A 17,461-nucleotide genomic window follows, 5' to 3' on the forward strand; every position below is an offset into this window, starting at 1 on the left:
AAAGTGCTTTTCCGCGGCTAACGCCAGCAAAAGATCGTTAATTTGAGCAAAAAACGCCCAATTCATTTGATTGGCTGAGCACGGTTTGAGACAATAAGCGCCCAAAAATTGCTGGCCTTACTCATATCTGTTAGGAGATTCGATGCCCACTTCTGGTAATGACACGCCGAGTCGTTTTCAATTAGCTAATGCTATCCGTGCGCTCAGCATGGATGCCGTCCAAAAAGCCAAGTCAGGTCACCCTGGCGCCCCAATGGGGATGGCTGATATCGCTCAAGTTCTTTGGAGTGATTTTTTAAACCATAATCCAAGTAATCCCGACTGGGTTAATCGTGACCGTTTTGTGATGTCGAATGGTCATGGCTCTATGCTGGTTTACTCGTTATTGCACCTTACAGGGTACGACGTCAGCATTGAAGATATTAAGAATTTCAGGCAATTACACTCGAAAACCCCAGGCCACCCTGAGTATGGCTACACGCCAGGCGTTGAAACGACCACAGGTCCGTTAGGGCAAGGTATTGCTAACGCAGTGGGTTTTGCAATTGCAGAAAAAACACTGGCCGCGCAATTTAACCGTCCCGATCACGACATTATCGACCACTTTACCTATGTTTTCATGGGGGATGGTTGCATGATGGAAGGCATTTCACACGAAGTGTGCTCACTAGCCGGTACTCTAGGTCTCGGTAAATTAATCGCATTTTGGGATGACAATGGCATTTCAATCGATGGCGAAGTTGATGGCTGGTTCTCAGACGATACACCAAAACGTTTCGAGTCTTATGGCTGGCAAGTGATCGCAGACGTTGATGGTCACGATCCTGAAGCCGTTAAAAAAGCGATTGAAGAAGCACGAGCTGATGATAGTCGCCCAACCTTAATTTGCTGTAAAACCGTGATTGGTTTTGGTTCACCAAACAAGCAGGGTAAAGAATCGTGCCATGGCGCACCCTTAGGCGATGATGAAATTGAGTTAGCGCGTAAAGAATTGAACTGGCCGCATGCTTCCTTCGAAATTCCAGAAGATATTGCAGCAGCTTGGAATAAACGTGATATGGGGAAGCAGCTTGAAAGCGACTGGGATCAGAAGTTTGTTGCTTACACGGAAGCACATCCTGAGTTAGCGGCTGAATTAAAGCGCCGTTTAGATAAGCGCCTTCCGGACAACTTTGCAGAAGAAGCGGACAAGTATATTAAACAACTGCAAGAGCAAGGCCAAACGGTTGCAAGCCGTAAAGCGTCACAAATGGCGTTAAACGCTTACGCACCTTTATTGCCTGAAATGTTGGGCGGTTCTGCGGATTTGGCAGGTTCTAACCTAACGATTAATGAGCAGTCAAAAGGCATTACGGCGAAAGACGCTAGCGGTAACTATTTATATTACGGTGTTCGTGAGTTTGGTATGTGCGCCATCATGAACGGTATGGCGTTGCACGGCGGATTATTACCGTATGGTGGTACCTTCCTAATCTTTATGGAGTATGCACGCAATGCAGTGCGTATGGCTTCTTTAATGAAGCAACAGGCGATTTACGTGTTCACTCACGACTCCATCGGCTTGGGCGAAGATGGCCCAACACACCAACCTATCGAACAGTTAGCAAACTTACGTACGACACCAAATTGTTCGGTATGGCGTCCATGTGATGCAGTCGAAACAGCGGTTGCTTGGAAATCAGCTATTGAACGTCAAGATGGGCCGACAGCGCTCAGTTTAAGTCGCCAAGGCTTACCGCATCAAGAACGTAATGAGCAGCAATTAGCCGATGTTGCTAAAGGTGCTTACGTTTTAGTCGATAGCGATGAAAAGCCTGAGTTAATTTTGATTGCTACAGGTTCTGAAGTGAGCTTAGCGGTCGAAGTCGCAGAAAAATTAAAGGCGAAGGGCAAGCAAATTCGCGTGGTATCGATGCCATCAACGGATACGTTTGACGCCCAAGATGCGAGTTACAAAGAAAGCGTATTACCAGCAGACGTTCCGGCTCGTATCGCGATTGAAGCTGCGATTGCAGATTACTGGTACAAGTATGTTGGCCTTGAAGGTCAAATCGTTGGCATGACAAGCTTCGGTGAGTCAGCGCCAGCAGGTGATTTATTTGAGCATTTCGGTTTTACAGTGGAGAACGTTCTAGCTGTAGCTGAAGACATGTTAGATGAAGGTGGCTTACTGGATTAATCATAACGAGTCGGGAGGCACCCATGACATCGAAATGTGCATGGAGCTGACTTGCTGAGCGTGATTACAAAATAAGCCCTAAACGGAAAAGATTTGGAGAATCAAATGACAGTTAAAGTAGCAATTAATGGTTATGGTCGGATTGGTCGTACAGCGTTACGCGCAATTTATGAGCACGGTTACCGTGACCGCATCGAAGTTGTGGCGATCAACTCTTCACACCCAGCTGAAACAACGAAGCACTTAACAAAGTATGACACGACTCACGGTCGTTTTAATGCTGACGTTTCTACAGACGGTGACCACCTAATCGTTAATGGCGACAAAATCAAATTGTACGCTGAGCGTAATCCTGAGCTAATTCCTTGGGGCGACCAAGACGTTGACGTGGTATTCGAATGTACTGGCGTATTTAAAGACCAAGCAGGTGCTTCTAAGCACTTCAAGGGCGGTGCAAAGAAAGTATTGATTTCAGCGCCAGGCGCTGCAGACGTAGACGCGACAGTAGTTTTCGGCGTTAACGATGACATCTTAAAGCCAGAGCATAAAGTGGTATCAAACGCTTCGTGTACGACTAACTGCCTAGCGCCACTAGCAAAAGTATTAAACGACACAGTCGGCATCAAGTCAGGTCTAGTGAACACAATTCACGCCTACACTAACGATCAGAAATTGATTGATAACCAACACTCTGACTTGCGTCGTGCACGTGCCGCAGCACAAAGCATCATCCCAACAAAAACAGGCGCAGCTAAAGCGGTAGGTTTAGTGCTTCCTGAGTTGAACGGTAAGATGGACGGTTTCGCCATGCGCGTACCAACGATCAATGTTTCTTGTGTTGACTTAACGTTCACAGCAGGTCGCGATACGACGGCTGAAGAAATTAATGAAATCGTTAAGAAGGCAGCAGACGGTCACGTTCTTGATTACAACGACGAGCCACTAGTGTCTATCGACTTTAACCACAGCCCAGCGTCTTCAACGTTCGACGCAGGCCAAACTCGTGTTATGGACGGTAACTTGGTTAAAGTGGTTACTTGGTACGATAACGAGTGGGGTTTTTCGAACCGTATGCTAGATGTCGCTATCAAAATGATGAGTGTTTAAGTTACCTTTTTGTTTTTATGCTTTGTTATCTGCTATTTTTTCGTGCTTATGTACTGTAGTACACGCACCCTGCAAAAATAGCAGATGCCTCGCCTAAAGAACAAAAATCCTAACTTAAATACACTAAGTGTAAAGATGTTAGTTGGTATAGTGAAAACAAAAGGCTTTTTTCGGAAAGTCTTTTGCGTTTTTTAGATTATAGAAATACTTTGAATAAAGGTTCTAAAACATGAACGTTTTGAGAATGTCTGATTTAGATCTAAAAGGTAAGCGAGTACTGATTCGTGAAGATCTGAATGTTCCGGTTAAAGATGGCAAGATTACAAGTGATGTTAGAATCCAGGCGTCGTTGCCAACGATTAAATTAGCGTTGGAGAAAGGCGCTAAAGTCATGGTGATGTCACATCGCGGTCGCCCGACTGAAGGTGTGTTAACAGAAAAAGATTCGATGCAGTTAATCGCTGACTATTTGGATGATTTACTCGATGCCCCAGTACGCCTAGTTAGTGAATACCTTGATGGTGTTGATATTGAGCAAGGCGAAGTCGTTGTTTTTGAAAACGTTCGTTGTAACGTTGGTGAAAAAGCCAATGATGAACGCCTGTCTAAAATGTACGCAGAACTTTGCGATGTTTTTGTTAATGATGCATTCGGTACAGCGCATCGTGCTCAAGCCTCGACTCATGGCGTAGCTAAGTTTGCACCAATTGCTTGTGCCGGGCCTTTACTCGCTGGCGAATTAGAAGCATTAGGTAAAGCTTTGGATAATCCAGCACGTCCAATGGTAGCAATTGTTGGTGGTTCAAAAGTATCAACCAAGCTGACCGTTTTGGAATCGCTTTCAACCGTGGTTGATCAGTTGATCGTCGGTGGCGGAATCGCTAATACGTTTATAGCTGCGACTGATAAGCCGGTGGGTAAGTCTTTGTGTGAAGAAGACTTGATCCCTGAAGCAAAGCGTTTAATTGAACAAGCGCACGCTAAAGGCGGCGAAATTCCGGTACCAGTAGATGTGGTTACGGGGAAAGAGTTTGCCGAAGACGCGGCGGCCGAAACTAAGTCGGTGGACGAAGTGGCAGAAGACGATATGATCTTTGATATTGGGCCACAATCTGCAGAGCATTTAGCCGAAGTATTAAAAGACGCAAAAACTATTGTGTGGAATGGCCCGGTAGGGGTTTTTGAGTTTGATCAGTTTGGTGCTGGCACCGAGGCGATTTCAAAAGCCATTGCTGAAAGTGATGCCTTTTCAATTGCAGGTGGTGGCGATACGTTAGCGGCGGTTGATAAATACGGCATCAAAGATAAAGTGTCGTACATTTCGACGGGTGGCGGTGCTTTCTTGGAATTTTTAGAAGGCAAAGAGTTACCAGCAGTAGCAATTCTAGAAGAGCGCGCCAAGTAGCTTTTTGAAATTACTAGCTGGCAGAGCGTGAAGAATTTAAATATTAAACAGTTAAGAGTTTAAGAGGATAACAAGATGGCATTAATTACATTACGCCAATTACTGGATCATGCAGCAGAAAATGATTACGGTATTCCGGCATTTAACGTGAATAACCTTGAGCAAATGCGTGCTGTGATGCAGGCTGCGGATGAAACTGATAGTCCTGTTATCGTTCAAGCGTCAGCAGGTGCTCGTAAATATGCAGGTTCAAATTTCTTACGTCATCTGATTTTAGCGGCGATAGAAGAATTCCCGCATATTCCAGTGTGTATGCACCAAGACCACGGTGCTTCTCCAGCGATTTGTCAGCAGTCGATTCAATTAGGCTTCTCATCAGTTATGATGGATGGTTCACTTGAGGAAGACATGAAAACGCCAGCGAGTTACGAATATAACGCTCGTGTAACCAAGTTAGCAGTGGATATGGCACATGCTTGCGGTGTGTCAGTTGAAGGTGAGCTGGGTTGTCTGGGTTCATTAGAAACGGGCATGGCTGGCGAAGAAGATGGTTCTGGCGCTGAAGGTGTTCTAAGCAAAGAGCAACTATTAACGGATCCAGAAGAAGCGGCACAATTTGTGAAAGATACGGGCGTTGATGCGCTTGCTATCGCTATCGGTACTTCCCACGGCGCTTACAAATTTACGCGTCCACCAACAGGTGATGTGTTGTCTTTAAAGCGTGTTAAAGAAATTCACGAGCGTATTCCTGACACGCACCTTGTAATGCATGGTTCTTCGTCAGTACCACAAGATTGGTTATCAGTAGTGAATGAGTATGGTGGTGATTTGGGCGAAACTTACGGTGTGCCGGTTGAAGAAATTCAAGAAGGCATTAAGCATGGTGTTCGTAAAGTCAACATCGATACAGATTTACGCTTAGCAGCGACAGGCGCGGTGCGTAAGTTCTTGAAGCATAACCCAAAAGAATTCGACCCTCGTAAATATAACCGCGCAGCACAAGACGCGATGCAAGCGATTTGTAAAGCACGTTACGAGGCGTTTGGTACAGCGGGTAACGCTGGTAAGATCAAACCAATCAACATGGAACAGATGGCGATTGACTATAAAGCGGGAAAACTAGATCCTCGCGTTAAGTAATCGTATTGTCGATGTTCTAAAAGGCCAGCAATTTGCTGGCCTTTTTTATTATCTGAACTAAGCAAAACATAACAATAAAGAAAAGCACACCTTATTTGTCGTTTTTTACGTGACCCACACCATAGTATGCATAAATAATTCTGGTGAATATTTAATCAGCTGATATCTTACTTAGCGCTCTGGAGGGAGTAATGGGAAGCTTGTATCTATGGGGGTAGATATGTCTAAGAAAGCATTAATTGTGGATGATTCTAGAACGGCGTTTATGGTTCTAGCGCGCGTTTTATCAAACTATGATATTCAAAGTATTCATGCTAAGTCAGGCGACGAAGCTATAGTTTACCTTAAGGATAATGTGGTGGACGTTATCTTTTTGGATCAGGCGATGCCAGGGAAAGATGGATTTGAAACTATCAAGGAGTTGAAGGAAAGCTCTAAAACCGATGATATTCCTGTCATGATGTTTACTGCGAGAAGCGGTGAGAAATACCATCAAGAAGTTAAAGCACTAGGTGCCGTAGGGGTTTTGCCAAAAGAGCTTTCTTCTGAAGAAGTGGAAGAGGCTTTGTTAAAACTTAACCTGTGGGGTGCTATTTCGGGGAATGTGTCTGCTGAACAAGTTGAGAACGATATTCTCCAACCAACTGCAGACGAAAAGTTACGTGTGTGGTTGGAGTCTTTTCTGGAAAATGAATTTTCACCCCAGCTGTCCAATAAAGTGCGTAAAGCCACTGATGATTTGCGCCGAGACACTATTCATTACGGCAAACGGATGTTGGATGAGATTGCTAAAAGCGACAAACAGCAACAGGTTTTGCAAGAAGTCAAAGGTCAAACGGATTACCTAAAACAACTATTTACCACATCGTTTAAGCAGTATCGATTCATTAGTACGGTTTTTATTGTACTGCTATTCGTTTTAACGGCAGGGATTATTTGGCTATTATACCAAACGACTTCTCTAGCAGCTGAGCAGTGGCGTTTACAGCAAAAAATTGCAGAGCTCTCAGTAGAAAGTGCCGCTGGTGAAAAACGCTTGAGTAATAAAATCGATCAACAGTCATTAGCGGTAGAAAACTTAGTGGCTGAAAAAAACAATGCCGACAATGAGAGTACTCTTGAGACACACAATAGCGGAATTTATAGTGAGCAGGGAATAGTCGGTAAATTGATTAGTATTGAAGCTGAGGGCAACCGATTAACCGCAAAGAGTGCCTACGGGTATTTATTTATGATAACCCCACAAGGAAGAGTAGCTGATAATAATATCAAGCGTTACTACATTGAACCAGGCTGTAATGGTGCCGTGTATGCTAATGCAGTTCCTGGGGTAGTGCTAAAGGTGGGGCAAAATACTTTAGGTTATACTGAGTTACAAGGATACGCCTTAGTTCAGAAGCCACTAAGCTGGATGGATAATACCAATCAATGCCATGAATATAAAAACGACAAAGAGATTGTGCTAAGGCAACTGGTTGAAAATGATGAAAGAATCACTGGCGTTACTGATACGGTGTACTTTCAGCTAAATTAAGGAACGTTAAATAAAGATGCCGCTACCTGAGCGAGTAGCGGCAAAGATATTTAATACAAGATTCTTGCTCGTATAGTGCCTTCAATTTCACGCATTTTGTCCAGTGCTGTTTGACTTGAACCATCTTCAATATCGGTAACCACGTAACCCAGATCACCCTGAGTCTGTAGATACTGTCCTGAAATATTAACGTTATTCTCAGACAAAATTTGGTTAATTTGGGTAAGGACACCTGGACGGTTATGGTGAATATGGAGAATGCGATGTCGGTTGTCATGTTCGGGTAGTGATACTTGAGGGAAATTGACCGCTGACATAGTCGAGCCGTTATTACTGTACTTAACTAGTTTATCGGCGACTTCAACCGCGATATTTTCTTGGGCTTCTTGTGTGCTTCCGCCAATATGAGGGGTTAAAATCACGTTATCAAATTGGCGTAACGGCGAGACAAACTCTTCATCATTAGACTTTGGTTCTGTCGGGAATACATCAATGGCGGCTCCAGCTAAGCGTTTGTCTTGCAGCGCTTGAGCTAAAGCATCAATATCAACCACGGTACCACGTGAGGCATTTATGAGGATACTATCTTGCTTCATTTTGGCAATTTGAGCGTTGCCCATCATGCCTTTGGTTTGTGGGGTTTCAGGTACATGCAAGCTAATGACGTCGGATTCCGCTAATAGTTTATTGAGCTCAACAACCTGTTCGGCGTTGCCAAGAGTCAGCTTGTTCTCGATATCAAAGAAACGAACCTTCATGCCGATGCCTTCGGCTAGAATCCCTAATTGCGTACCGATGTGCCCGTAACCGATTATCCCCAGAGTTTTTCCGCGAGCTTCGTTAGATTGTGCAGCGCTTTTGTGCCATTCACCGCGGTGAGCAGCGGCATTTTTTGCTGGAATACCGCGTAGCAGCATGATCATTTCACCCAAAACCAGTTCGGCGACGCTTCGAGTATTGGAATAAGGCGCGTTAAATACAGGGATGCCCTTGTTTTGGGCTGCGTCTAGGTTGACCTGGTTGGTACCAATACAGAAGCAACCAATACCGACAAGTTTGTTGGCGGCGGCCAGAACCTTTTCACTTAGTTGGCTTCGAGAGCGAATACCGATGAAATGATACTCACCAATGGTCTCTAATAATTCCGGTTCAGAAAGAGCCGTTTTGTGGTAGGTCACGTTGTCATAACCGTCACGGCGGAATATCTCTTCCGCAACAGGGTGTACTCCTTCGAGTAGCAATACTTTTAAATGTTGTTTGTCATAAGACGTATTTGTAGCCATGGCGATTCGCGAGTGCGTTCCTTCTCGGTTGACTGTAGTCATTGGTCTAATCAGTTTATTTAAGCAAAAGAAAAAAGCGATAGAAAGTGTTTCTGTAAATTATTACGTTTGAATGACAAAAAAGGTGTTTGTAGTGGTTGTTTTTGCTACAATTTGCCGCCACTTAGCCCCTAAAGGCTAAGTTTTGTTGTTTTAAGGTTCTATGATTGCCTTGAGGAGAGTTGCCGTATGGCATACGAAGTGAATATCAATAAAATGATTGAGTTATTAAGCGATACCTTATCGCTGTCTGCTGATGAATTATCCGCAGAGACTCAGCTTATTGGCAATTTGCCTGAGTTTGATTCTATGGCGATCGTATCCATTCTGATGCAAATCGAGGAAGATTTCGGTATTGAGATCCCTGATGATGAATTGTCAGGAGATGTTTTCGAAACGGTTCAATCCCTTACTGAATTTGTTGAAATACAGCAAGCCGCGACGGCGATATAACCTTTTCTACCCCTTCATTTAAATACTATATTATTGATTTTTAAGGCTTAAAGAGTGGATCTTTAAGCTCAATTCTTTTATAACAAAGACTCATTCAAATCAATAGTTTGCCATGGCAGGTTTCATTGCCAGTATCGTTCTGGCTATATATCTTTTAGTAATGACGCTGGTGCGCTGGCGGCGTATTGCGCTGTTCTGGCCATTGATTGTGGTGGCGCTCACTTTAGCTGTCTGGAGTGGCGCTAAATTACTGGAGGATGCGTACCACTTACCCTTCTGGTTACTCGAATGGTTGCGCTTATTTGGGTTTTTCTGCACGCTTGCCATGTTTATGTGGAAGTTTGCCCGCCCTAATGTATGGGTTAACAGTGCGGTTCTTTTGGTTCTGGCCTTATGGCTTTTTATTCAATTTCAAGATTTAGGTTCTTTATCCATATTAATTAACCCGGGGTTTGCCGGGTTAATACTACTGTTATTGTTGCATCTGGTTGAAATCGCGGGCAATCAATTTGCAGAAACCTATCGTCGTGAAATCGCTACTCTGGCTGGTGCTATCGGTTTTATATTAGTGTGGGATCTATTCTGCATGTTGGTTTTCATGCTAGACGAGTCTGGTACGCCCGAAGTATTAGATATTTCACGCTCAATCGTGACCTCCTTAGCTATCAGTTTTAGTATTATCCACTTACAAGGTATTGAGCACAGCCGATTCCAACTTAATGAAGCTCTGCCGCGCTATCGGCCAGAGAGTGGACTGAATATTTTTGCCATCTACTGCTGGATCGCGGTGGTGGGGTATATTCTGATAGAAGTGATGACGCGTAATACCGAGTTAGCGCTGGCCTTTTTGCTGACATCGGGCGTTGGTTTCATGGTTCTGTCTTACAAAAAACGCTTCTTCGGACAATTAACCATTCTCTATCGGAAACTATTCTCGGCCTATAAGTACGACTACCGAGAAAGCTGGATTCGCTTTAACCGTGCTCTGGATGAAGCCAACGTTACAGGTAATTATTATCAGTTATCGATTAAGGCAATAGGGAATATTATTGATAGTCCAGCTGGAAAATTATGGAGCTTGCGTAACGATAGCTTTGCTTATGTGGATAACTGGGAGTCGCCATTATCCGATGATATGAGCTATCAACTGCCTCGATCGTTAAGTGACTTCATGGATAAAACAAACTGGGTGATCGATATTCAGGAGTATCAAAAAGACTCGGATATTTACCGCGGTTTGAGCATCGACTTAAGCGAGGAACTGTTTAGAAATCATCGTATCTTTATACCGCTCCGACGAAATGATGAGTTGATTGGAATCGTAGGCTTGGCTGCGAGTTATAGTAAACCGATTCTTAATTGGGAAGATCATGATTTGCTAAAAGCCGCAGGACTCCAGATGGCGAGTTATTTAGCCATGTTTGAGGCAACTACTCAGATTTATGAGCAACAACACTTTGATGCGTTTAACCGCTTATCAGCTTTCGTGGTGCATGATATTAAAAATGTTACCGCGCAATTGGAGTTGATTACTCATAATGCTGAGCGTTACCGCCAAAACCAAGAGTTTGTTGATGATGCTTTCGAAACAGTAACAAGCGCCACGAATCGACTGAATAAAATGTTAACTCAATTGAAACGAGGGCGTTCGGCATCTGATTTGAAGAAAGTTTGCGACTTAAAAGTCCTTGTAGAGAAATTTAAGAAGAGTGCAGAAAGGCTGAACTGGACAGGCAAGGTCCCTGAGGTAAAGGTTATTGCTGAAAAGGATGCCTTGCTTAATGTTATTCAGCATTTACACCAAAATGGTTTAGAAGCAAGTGATAAAAACAGCTCGGTCATGCACCATATAGAGCTTAAAGGTGAGCAAGTTCATTGGCATATTTATGACCAAGGAACTGGCATGGATAGCGAATTTATGCGAAAGCAATTGTTTAAACCATTCGCGACAACCAAGGGGAATGCGGGTATTGGTATTGGGGTATACCAGTGCCGCTATTTGCTACAAAGCTTTGGTGGTGATTTAATTATTCATAGTGAAGTTAATCAAGGTACGCATTGTATCGCGATTTTAGCCTCTCCAGAGGGAGAGAGGGATGGGGAATATGGCACAGAATAAACCAGAATTATTAGTCATTGAAGATGACAAAGGCTTACAGAAACAGCTCAAGTGGTCGCTGGATGAGTACCATGTGGTGCTGGCGGAAGACAAAGAATCATCGTTAGTTGAGTTAAGGCGCTTCCAACCGAAAGTCGTGACGCTTGATTTAGGTTTACCGCCGGATCCCGCCAATGCTAGCGCCGGACTTGAGCTCATGGAGGAAATTCTGAAGCTTTCACCATCCAGTAAGATTATTGTGGTGACAGGGAATGATGAGCGCGAAGTCGCGATGAAAGCTGTGGAGCTTGGTGCTTATGACTATTACCAAAAGCCAATTCAACCAGACGAATTAAAGCTGATCATTAATCGTGCTTTCGAACTGGCAAATTTAGAAGAAGAAAGTCGCATCCATCGTCGTAACGAAAATATGCGCTTCCACGGGATTGTCGCTACAAGCCCTAAAATGTTAGCGGTGTGTCAGAAGATAGAAAAAGTTGCGCCGACCGATCTTAATGTGATGTTGGAAGGCGACAGTGGTACGGGTAAGGAAGTCCTCGGCCGTGCCGTCCATCACTTGAGTAAAAAAGAATCCAAGCCATTTGCATATCTGAATTGTGCAGCAATCCCTGAAAACCTACTGGAAACGGAGTTGTTTGGATATGATGCGGCAGGTTTTAATCAGGGGCAATCAAGCAGTTTAGGCAAGATAGAAGAAGCCAATGAAGGAACCTTGTTTTTGGATGAGGTGGGAATGATGCCCATGTCATTACAGGCAAAGTTTATGCGTGTCTTGACGGATGGAGTGGTTGAGCGTGTTGGAAGTAGGGAGGCAACCTCTGTTACTTTAAGGGTGATTTGTTCTGCCAATAGCCAACTGGAACAGCAAGTCCAAGAAGGTAAGTTCCGAGAAGATTTATATTACAAGCTGAACGAAATCAATATCAGCATTCCACCGTTATCCGAGCGCGATGGTGACGTGGTATTAATTGCTCGAACCATGCTGAATAAATTTAACCAGCAGTTTGGGCGCAACATCAAAGGGTTTACTAAAGCCGCGGTACAAGCCATGGAAGCCTATTCATGGCCAGGTAATGTGCGAGAACTAGAAAACAAAATTAAAAGTGCCGTCGTGATGTCTGAAAATACTCAGATTTCACCAGAAGACTTACAAATTGATGAGTCGCAATTGCGTGAGATGCCTTTGAACCTAAGGCAAGTGCGTGAAGCTGCCGAAACTCGAGCTATTCAACGTGCGATTGTGTTGGCCGACGGTAATATTTCTCAAGCAGCTAAGTTGCTGGGATTAACCAGACCGACGCTTTATAGCTTGATGGATAAGTATAGTATCCATAGTTAGTAAACAGTTAGACGAAACAGTCAGTAGCAAAAGATGAGAACAAAAAAGTCCCACTATAGTAGTGGGACTTGAGTCGTGTATTTTATCGTGTCAGGGTCTCGACCGAGTCTTGCTTGCCAAGCAACAATACATCAGCTGCTCTTTCTGCAAATAAACCATTGGTGACGACGCCGACTATATTGTTAAGAATACGCTCTAACTTGATCGGTTCATTGATTTCTAAGCCATGGACATCCAAAATGACGTTGCCATTATCCGTTGTGAAGCCTGCTCGGTAGACAGGATCGCCACCAAGCTTAACAATTTCACGGGCAACATAGCTACGAGCCATAGGTATGACTTCAACAGGTAGCGGGAATTCCCCCAAGCGACGGACTAACTTTGATTCGTCAGCGATGCAAACGAACTTCTCTGCCACAGCGGCAATAATTTTTTCGCGTGTTAATGCGCCACCACCGCCTTTAATTAACTCTAACAAATGGTTCGACTCATCAGCGCCATCAACGTAGACGGGGATGCGATCAACATCGTTAAGCTCAAAGACTTCAATACCGTGAGCCTTGAGGCGCTCAGTCGATGCTTCGGAGCTAGAGACAGCACCTTCAATTTTATGTTTGATTTTGGCTAATTCGTCGATGAAGTAATTAACAGTTGAGCCTGTTCCTACGCCAACGATACTACCCTCAACCACATAGTCGACGGCAGCTTGGCCAACTAACGCCTTTAATTCGTCCTGAGTCATGCTTTGTCATCCTCAATACTTAAAATAAAGTCCCACTCGTCTTTTTCGACCGGCATGATGGATAGTCGATTACCTTTTTGCACCAAACGCATATTAGCAAGCTCTGGGTAAGATTTGAGTTCATCCAGTGGGATTTCTCGCTTTAAATCGCGCACGTGTGTGACATCAACCATGTACCAACGAGGCTTGTCAGGATTGCTTTTAGGATCGTAATACTTTTCATCAGGATCGAAAGCCGTGTGATCCACATAACCTTCTTTGGTCACTTCCATAATGCCAACAATCGCTGGTGGCTTACAATTTGAATGGTAAAAAAAGACTTGATCGCCAACCTTCATATCATCACGCATCATATTTCTTGCCTGATAATTACGGACGCCGTCCCAATGATCGGTTTTTTTAGGAAGGGCTTTAAGGTGTTCGATGCCGAAAACATCCGGCTCAGATTTCATTAACCAATAGGCCATAATATTTGTGTGTTAGAAAGTTGATGGTGCAAGTATAAAACAAGCTAGGAAAAATTGTTAGGGCGTAAGCTGATGGATTGGAGTTGGTGCTATTCGGTAAAACGGTGGTAGTGGTTAGGTGTGATCACGCCATCCATTTTTAGGTCCCACTTTTCTGCCGGCACTTGAGGCACTTTCTGTAAATTATAAGCCAGACCAATAAGTTGGGGACGTTTTTGCGGACTTAAGCTACCAAACACTGTGTCATAATAGCCGCCCCCCATACCGAGGCGGTTGCCGGTATTGTCAAAGGCCACTAGGGGCATAAAGACTAACTCTAACTCACTGGTGGCAATGGCTCGGCTAGCGCTGGCTGTGGGTTCTAATATGCCAAACCTACCTTTTTCAACGGATTCACGTCCTTCGTAGGGCAAGAACCACATGGAGCGCTTACGACCGGCACGAATTTTAGGGACAAAACACTTTTTACCTTGGGATAAAGCATACTCAATGATCGGCATACAGCTAATTTCACCTCTAACTGGTAGATAGAAGGCAATATTGTTATGGTTTTCAATCAGTTGAGATTGTGAGACATGACCGAGTAAGGCAATAGCAGAACGTTGCATAAAAGGCGATGTGAGACTTTGCCGTTCATGCTTGATTCGAGTACGAATATAGTTTTTTTGTGTAACAAATTCGTTCATAGAAACCCAGACTGCCGTTGTAGGTGATGCCCTGAAACCCGGAGTTTCAAGGGGGGAGTCCATGTACAGGATCAGGCTTTCCGATCTAAGCGGACTTGCGCAACACCTGCATTGAGGAATCCCTAAATAACAATTATCGGCTCGAGGACGCTCGCTACTGACGAACAGTCCAGGCAGAGCCATTGTAACAAAATCAGGGGTTGTCCGTCAGCCCTATTTGCTCGCTTTCTTTGAGCGCGTCGTCAATTTTAGTTTGCATGAGCTGGATACGCTGCTCGACTTCAGACGCTTCTTCGGAGCTGGGAGTAGGAGAGTTGAGAAGTTCGTAGCTGATGTTTAGTGCAGCCATGACAGCAATGCGCTCCAAGCCTAGCACCTTGCCAGAAGAACGTATTTCACGCATACGCTGATCTAGAAAGTTCGCTGCTTGAAGCAAAGTTTGGTGCTCGTCCTCTGGACTCGCAACCTGAAATTCTTTCCCCAGTATGGTGATATTCACCGGAGTAGCTTTGGATTTAGCCATGGATTCAGCCATCTCTTCTAATTTTCCTGTGGGTTAAACGGTTTACAGGATGTCCCCAATCATTGTGTGTTACTTGTCGCTATAGCGCTGGCTACTGTCGAGCTTATAACTCGGTTTATTGTTTGAGTTGTAGCGATACTATATTGATTTTAAACGCGAAATCATCAAGTCAATTTGCTTACGCGCAGATTCATTACGGCTGTGAAGCCGATCTTTTTCTATACGAAGCTCATTGACTTGCTGCCGAAGCTGTTTGTTTTCGGTGTCAATTGTATTAAAGCGCGCCAGTAAGGCGTCAATTTTTTCTTCTAACTGTTCAAATTGACTGTTTGTCATAGTACCAGTGTCATAGTCAGCCGACATAGCAAGTTACCCAATTTTGTTAAAGTATACTATAAAGTTCTGAATGTGGCTGGTCAATCAATAATCAACGCTAAAGCCAACTGTTTCCAAGCAGATCACGGAACTTTACTTGAGAAACTGGGTTTTAGTGCTTACAAGGGTTACACTAACGCCAAAATGTTATAGATGTATTGCACGATTATTATGAATTACACACAAGCATCAGAGCTGTGCCAAGATTTTTTCCCTGACTTAACGCCATCGGAGCTTGCTGGCATGATTCATGGCCTTTTTGGGCATGGTTTTGTGATTGAAAGCGGTCGCTGGCAACAGCACATGAGTGAGTTCCTTGCATCAGGCGAGCCACTTCCTGAGCCTGCTTTAGAAGGTCTTGAGCAGTTGATTGCATTTTGCCAAAAAGATTACCAGGCTGACTCTTTCTCAATAGATTTGATGAAGCCCGAAGATGATTTGCCGTTGGAGCAGCGTGCTAAAGCTGTGGGCGAATGGTGCCAAGGGTACCTAACAGGGTACGGTTTGGTGCCTCAGAAAGATGATAAAAAGCTTGAGGACGAGTCGAAAGAAGCGCTCGAGGACATTGGCGAGATTGCCAAGATTGACTTCGAGATGTCAGAGCCTGATGAAGAAATGGAAAAAGCATTTATGACAGTTTGTGAGCATATCAAAATGTCGGCCTTGCTATTATTTCAAGCGAATCAGCCAGAGCCAATGCCCGATCCTGAACAGCAGCAACAAATACATTAACGACACAAGGATTCTATGAGAGCCATTAATTTTGCAGCCCGACGCAAGAAGTTAATGCAATGGATGGGGCCAAACTCCATCGCTATTTTGCCCGCCGCCGAAGAAAAAGTACGCAGTCATGACGTCAACTTTCCGTTCCGTCAGGACAATAACTTTTGGTATTTGACCGGTTTTAATGAGCCTGAAGCGGTGATGGTGCTTATTCCAGGGAGAAAGCAGGCCGAATTTATCCTGTTTAATCGTGAGAAAGATATTACTCAAGAGCGTTGGCATGGCAAACGCTTGGGGCAGGATGGTGCGATTGAGCAGCTGGGAGCAGACGATGCTTTCCCTATTGAGGATATTGATGATATCTTGCCGGGCTTGATGGAAGGGCGTGATCGGATCTATTTTGCTTTGGGTGCCAACTCGGAGTTTGATCATAAAGTCATGGAGTGGCGCAGTGAGCTCATGACCTCACCAGCTAAACGAACCGGCTCTCCCGGAGAGTTGATTGATATTGGCCACCACCTGCACGATATGCGACTGGTCAAGTCAGCTCCAGAAGTGCAACGCATTCGTCATGCGGCAAAAGCATCGGCAAAAGCGCATATAGAATTAATGAAGGCTTGTGCTCCAGGTAAAACGGAACGCGACTTAGAAACCGAGCTACACTACCATTTCGCCAAGGGTGGCTGCCGTTATCCCGCATATCCATCGATTATCGCCTCTGGGGAAAACGCCAACATCCTACATTACATTGAAAATTCGGATGAGCTGAAAGACGGTGACTTATTATTGGTCGATGCTGGTGGTGAGTTCGAGCATTATGCCTCAGATATTAGCCGAACCATTCCTGTGAATGGCACATACAGTACTGAGCAAGCTGCCTTATATGATCTGGTTCTAGAAGCTCAGTTGGCTGCTATTGAGATGGTGAAACCGGGCAATCACTGGGATCATATTCATAATAAAGCGGTGGAAGTGCTGACCAAGGGGTTGGTGGAATTAAAGATTCTTAAAGGTGATCCAGACGATTTAATAAAGCGTGGTGTTTACCGAGAGTTTTACATGCACAAAACCGGACATTGGCTTGGCTTAGACGTGCATGATGTCGGCGATTATCATCTGCATGGCGAACCTAGGGTACTGGAACCGGGAATGGTGTTAACGGTTGAACCTGCGCTGTATATTCCACAGAACATGACTCGTGTTAATGGCAGTAATATTGCAAAGAAATGGCGCGGTATTGGGATACGAATTGAAGACGATATCCTAGTCACCAGTAAAGGTTATGACATCCTTTCGAAAGACGTTCCGAAAGCTCGGGATGAGATTGAGCGCCTGATGGCGGGTTAA

At 44.4% G+C, this 17,461-nt stretch carries 16 protein-coding genes and 1 other RNA gene; 10 read left to right on the forward strand and 7 right to left on the reverse strand.

Annotation, left to right across the window (positions count from 1 at the left end):
- Positions 1-142 precede the first annotated feature (142 nt).
- The 5 genes from tkt to TQ33_RS00560 all read left to right on the forward strand — a co-directional run bounded on the left by tkt (position 143) and on the right by TQ33_RS00560 (position 7,365).
- A complete protein-coding gene (tkt, locus tag TQ33_RS00540) occupies positions 143-2,179 on the forward strand; it encodes a transketolase (protein WP_046560332.1) in 2,037 nt (678 codons plus the stop codon).
- A gap of 105 nt (positions 2,180-2,284) precedes the next feature.
- Complete coding sequence (gap, locus tag TQ33_RS00545) at positions 2,285-3,286, forward strand: type I glyceraldehyde-3-phosphate dehydrogenase (RefSeq protein WP_046560333.1); 1,002 nt, start codon at positions 2,285-2,287, stop codon at positions 3,284-3,286.
- A gap of 229 nt (positions 3,287-3,515) precedes the next feature.
- Entirely contained in the window at positions 3,516-4,691 is a 1,176-nt protein-coding gene (locus TQ33_RS00550; protein ID WP_046560334.1) for a phosphoglycerate kinase, read from the forward strand.
- 75 nt (positions 4,692-4,766) lie between these two features.
- Positions 4,767-5,831, forward strand: coding sequence for a class II fructose-bisphosphate aldolase (fba, locus tag TQ33_RS00555; protein WP_046560335.1), 1,065 nt, complete (start codon positions 4,767-4,769; stop codon positions 5,829-5,831).
- Between the two features lie 220 nt (positions 5,832-6,051).
- The gene (locus TQ33_RS00560) at positions 6,052-7,365 is read left to right on the forward strand and encodes a response regulator (protein ID WP_046560336.1); all 1,314 of its coding nucleotides are present in this window, start codon (positions 6,052-6,054) and stop codon (positions 7,363-7,365) included.
- 50 nt (positions 7,366-7,415) lie between these two features.
- On the opposite strand, the gene serA is transcribed toward TQ33_RS00560, so the two are convergent.
- Positions 7,416-8,648 carry a phosphoglycerate dehydrogenase gene (gene serA / locus TQ33_RS00565; RefSeq protein WP_046560337.1) on the reverse strand — a complete coding sequence of 411 codons (1,233 nt, stop codon included), beginning with the start codon at positions 8,646-8,648 and terminating at the stop codon, positions 7,416-7,418.
- A 228-nt stretch (positions 8,649-8,876) separates the two neighbouring features.
- On the opposite strand from serA, the gene TQ33_RS00570 reads away from it, so the two are divergent.
- The 3 genes from TQ33_RS00570 to prsR all read left to right on the forward strand — a co-directional run bounded on the left by TQ33_RS00570 (position 8,877) and on the right by prsR (position 12,598).
- Complete coding sequence (locus tag TQ33_RS00570) at positions 8,877-9,140, forward strand: acyl carrier protein (protein WP_046560338.1); 264 nt, start codon at positions 8,877-8,879, stop codon at positions 9,138-9,140.
- A gap of 112 nt (positions 9,141-9,252) precedes the next feature.
- Entirely contained in the window at positions 9,253-11,259 is a 2,007-nt protein-coding gene (gene prsK / locus TQ33_RS00575) for an XrtA/PEP-CTERM system histidine kinase PrsK (protein WP_046560339.1), read from the forward strand.
- A complete protein-coding gene (prsR, locus tag TQ33_RS00580) occupies positions 11,246-12,598 on the forward strand; it encodes a PEP-CTERM-box response regulator transcription factor (RefSeq protein WP_046560340.1) in 1,353 nt (450 codons plus the stop codon). Before prsK ends, prsR begins: the two co-directional genes overlap by 14 nt.
- Before the next feature lie 82 nt (positions 12,599-12,680).
- Here the strand turns inward: prsR and rpiA are convergent, their stop codons facing one another.
- The 6 genes from rpiA to zapB all read right to left on the reverse strand — a co-directional run bounded on the left by rpiA (position 12,681) and on the right by zapB (position 15,379).
- Positions 12,681-13,340: a ribose-5-phosphate isomerase RpiA gene (gene rpiA / locus TQ33_RS00585; RefSeq protein WP_046560341.1), complete on the reverse strand. Its 660-nt coding sequence runs from the start codon at positions 13,338-13,340 to the stop codon at positions 12,681-12,683.
- Positions 13,337-13,807, reverse strand: a complete 471-nt coding sequence (locus TQ33_RS00590; protein WP_046560342.1) for an EVE domain-containing protein — start codon at positions 13,805-13,807, stop codon at positions 13,337-13,339. Before TQ33_RS00590 ends, rpiA begins: the two co-directional genes overlap by 4 nt.
- A gap of 89 nt (positions 13,808-13,896) precedes the next feature.
- On the reverse strand, positions 13,897-14,493 hold the full coding sequence (locus TQ33_RS00595; protein WP_046560343.1) for a 5-formyltetrahydrofolate cyclo-ligase: 597 nt from the start codon (positions 14,491-14,493) through the stop codon (positions 13,897-13,899).
- Positions 14,493-14,672: non-coding RNA, 6S RNA (gene ssrS, locus TQ33_RS11730), on the reverse strand. The genes TQ33_RS00595 and ssrS overlap by 1 nt, the downstream gene beginning before the upstream one ends.
- 14 nt (positions 14,673-14,686) lie before the next feature.
- Complete coding sequence (locus TQ33_RS00600; RefSeq protein WP_228640225.1) at positions 14,687-15,028, reverse strand: cell division protein ZapA; 342 nt, start codon at positions 15,026-15,028, stop codon at positions 14,687-14,689.
- A gap of 126 nt (positions 15,029-15,154) precedes the next feature.
- Complete coding sequence (zapB, locus tag TQ33_RS00605; protein WP_228640249.1) at positions 15,155-15,379, reverse strand: cell division protein ZapB; 225 nt, start codon at positions 15,377-15,379, stop codon at positions 15,155-15,157.
- A 183-nt stretch (positions 15,380-15,562) separates the two neighbouring features.
- Here zapB and TQ33_RS00610 point away from each other — a divergent pair, with 183 nt between their 5' ends.
- Positions 15,563-16,123 (forward strand): UPF0149 family protein, encoded by a 561-nt coding sequence (locus TQ33_RS00610; protein WP_046562196.1) that lies wholly within the window; start codon positions 15,563-15,565, stop codon positions 16,121-16,123.
- 15 nt (positions 16,124-16,138) lie between these two features.
- Complete coding sequence (pepP, locus tag TQ33_RS00615) at positions 16,139-17,461, forward strand: Xaa-Pro aminopeptidase (protein WP_046560344.1); 1,323 nt, start codon at positions 16,139-16,141, stop codon at positions 17,459-17,461.

The sequence above is a fragment of the Kangiella geojedonensis genome (assembly GCF_000981765.1).
Taxonomy (GTDB): Bacteria; Pseudomonadota; Gammaproteobacteria; order Enterobacterales; family Kangiellaceae; genus Kangiella; species Kangiella geojedonensis.

Bases quoted from the DNA above. Each gene is read 5' to 3' on its own strand.
- tkt (WP_046560332.1), top strand. From the start codon at position 143: ATGCCCACTTCTGGTAATGACACGCCGAGTCGTTTTCAATTAGCTAAT.
- gap (WP_046560333.1), top strand. From the start codon at position 2,285: ATGACAGTTAAAGTAGCAATTAATGGTTATGGTCGGATTGGTCGTACA.
- TQ33_RS00550 (WP_046560334.1), top strand. From the start codon at position 3,516: ATGAACGTTTTGAGAATGTCTGATTTAGATCTAAAAGGTAAGCGAGTA.
- fba (WP_046560335.1), top strand. From the start codon at position 4,767: ATGGCATTAATTACATTACGCCAATTACTGGATCATGCAGCAGAAAAT.
- TQ33_RS00560 (WP_046560336.1), top strand. From the start codon at position 6,052: ATGTCTAAGAAAGCATTAATTGTGGATGATTCTAGAACGGCGTTTATG.
- serA (WP_046560337.1), bottom strand. From the start codon at position 8,648: ATGGCTACAAATACGTCTTATGACAAACAACATTTAAAAGTATTGCTA.
- TQ33_RS00570 (WP_046560338.1), top strand. From the start codon at position 8,877: ATGGCATACGAAGTGAATATCAATAAAATGATTGAGTTATTAAGCGAT.
- prsK (WP_046560339.1), top strand. From the start codon at position 9,253: ATGGCAGGTTTCATTGCCAGTATCGTTCTGGCTATATATCTTTTAGTA.
- prsR (WP_046560340.1), top strand. From the start codon at position 11,246: ATGGCACAGAATAAACCAGAATTATTAGTCATTGAAGATGACAAAGGC.
- rpiA (WP_046560341.1), bottom strand. From the start codon at position 13,340: ATGACTCAGGACGAATTAAAGGCGTTAGTTGGCCAAGCTGCCGTCGAC.
- TQ33_RS00590 (WP_046560342.1), bottom strand. From the start codon at position 13,807: ATGGCCTATTGGTTAATGAAATCTGAGCCGGATGTTTTCGGCATCGAA.
- TQ33_RS00595 (WP_046560343.1), bottom strand. From the start codon at position 14,493: ATGAACGAATTTGTTACACAAAAAAACTATATTCGTACTCGAATCAAG.
- TQ33_RS00600 (WP_228640225.1), bottom strand. From the start codon at position 15,028: ATGGCTGAATCCATGGCTAAATCCAAAGCTACTCCGGTGAATATCACC.
- zapB (WP_228640249.1), bottom strand. From the start codon at position 15,379: ATGTCGGCTGACTATGACACTGGTACTATGACAAACAGTCAATTTGAA.
- TQ33_RS00610 (WP_046562196.1), top strand. From the start codon at position 15,563: ATGAATTACACACAAGCATCAGAGCTGTGCCAAGATTTTTTCCCTGAC.
- pepP (WP_046560344.1), top strand. From the start codon at position 16,139: ATGAGAGCCATTAATTTTGCAGCCCGACGCAAGAAGTTAATGCAATGG.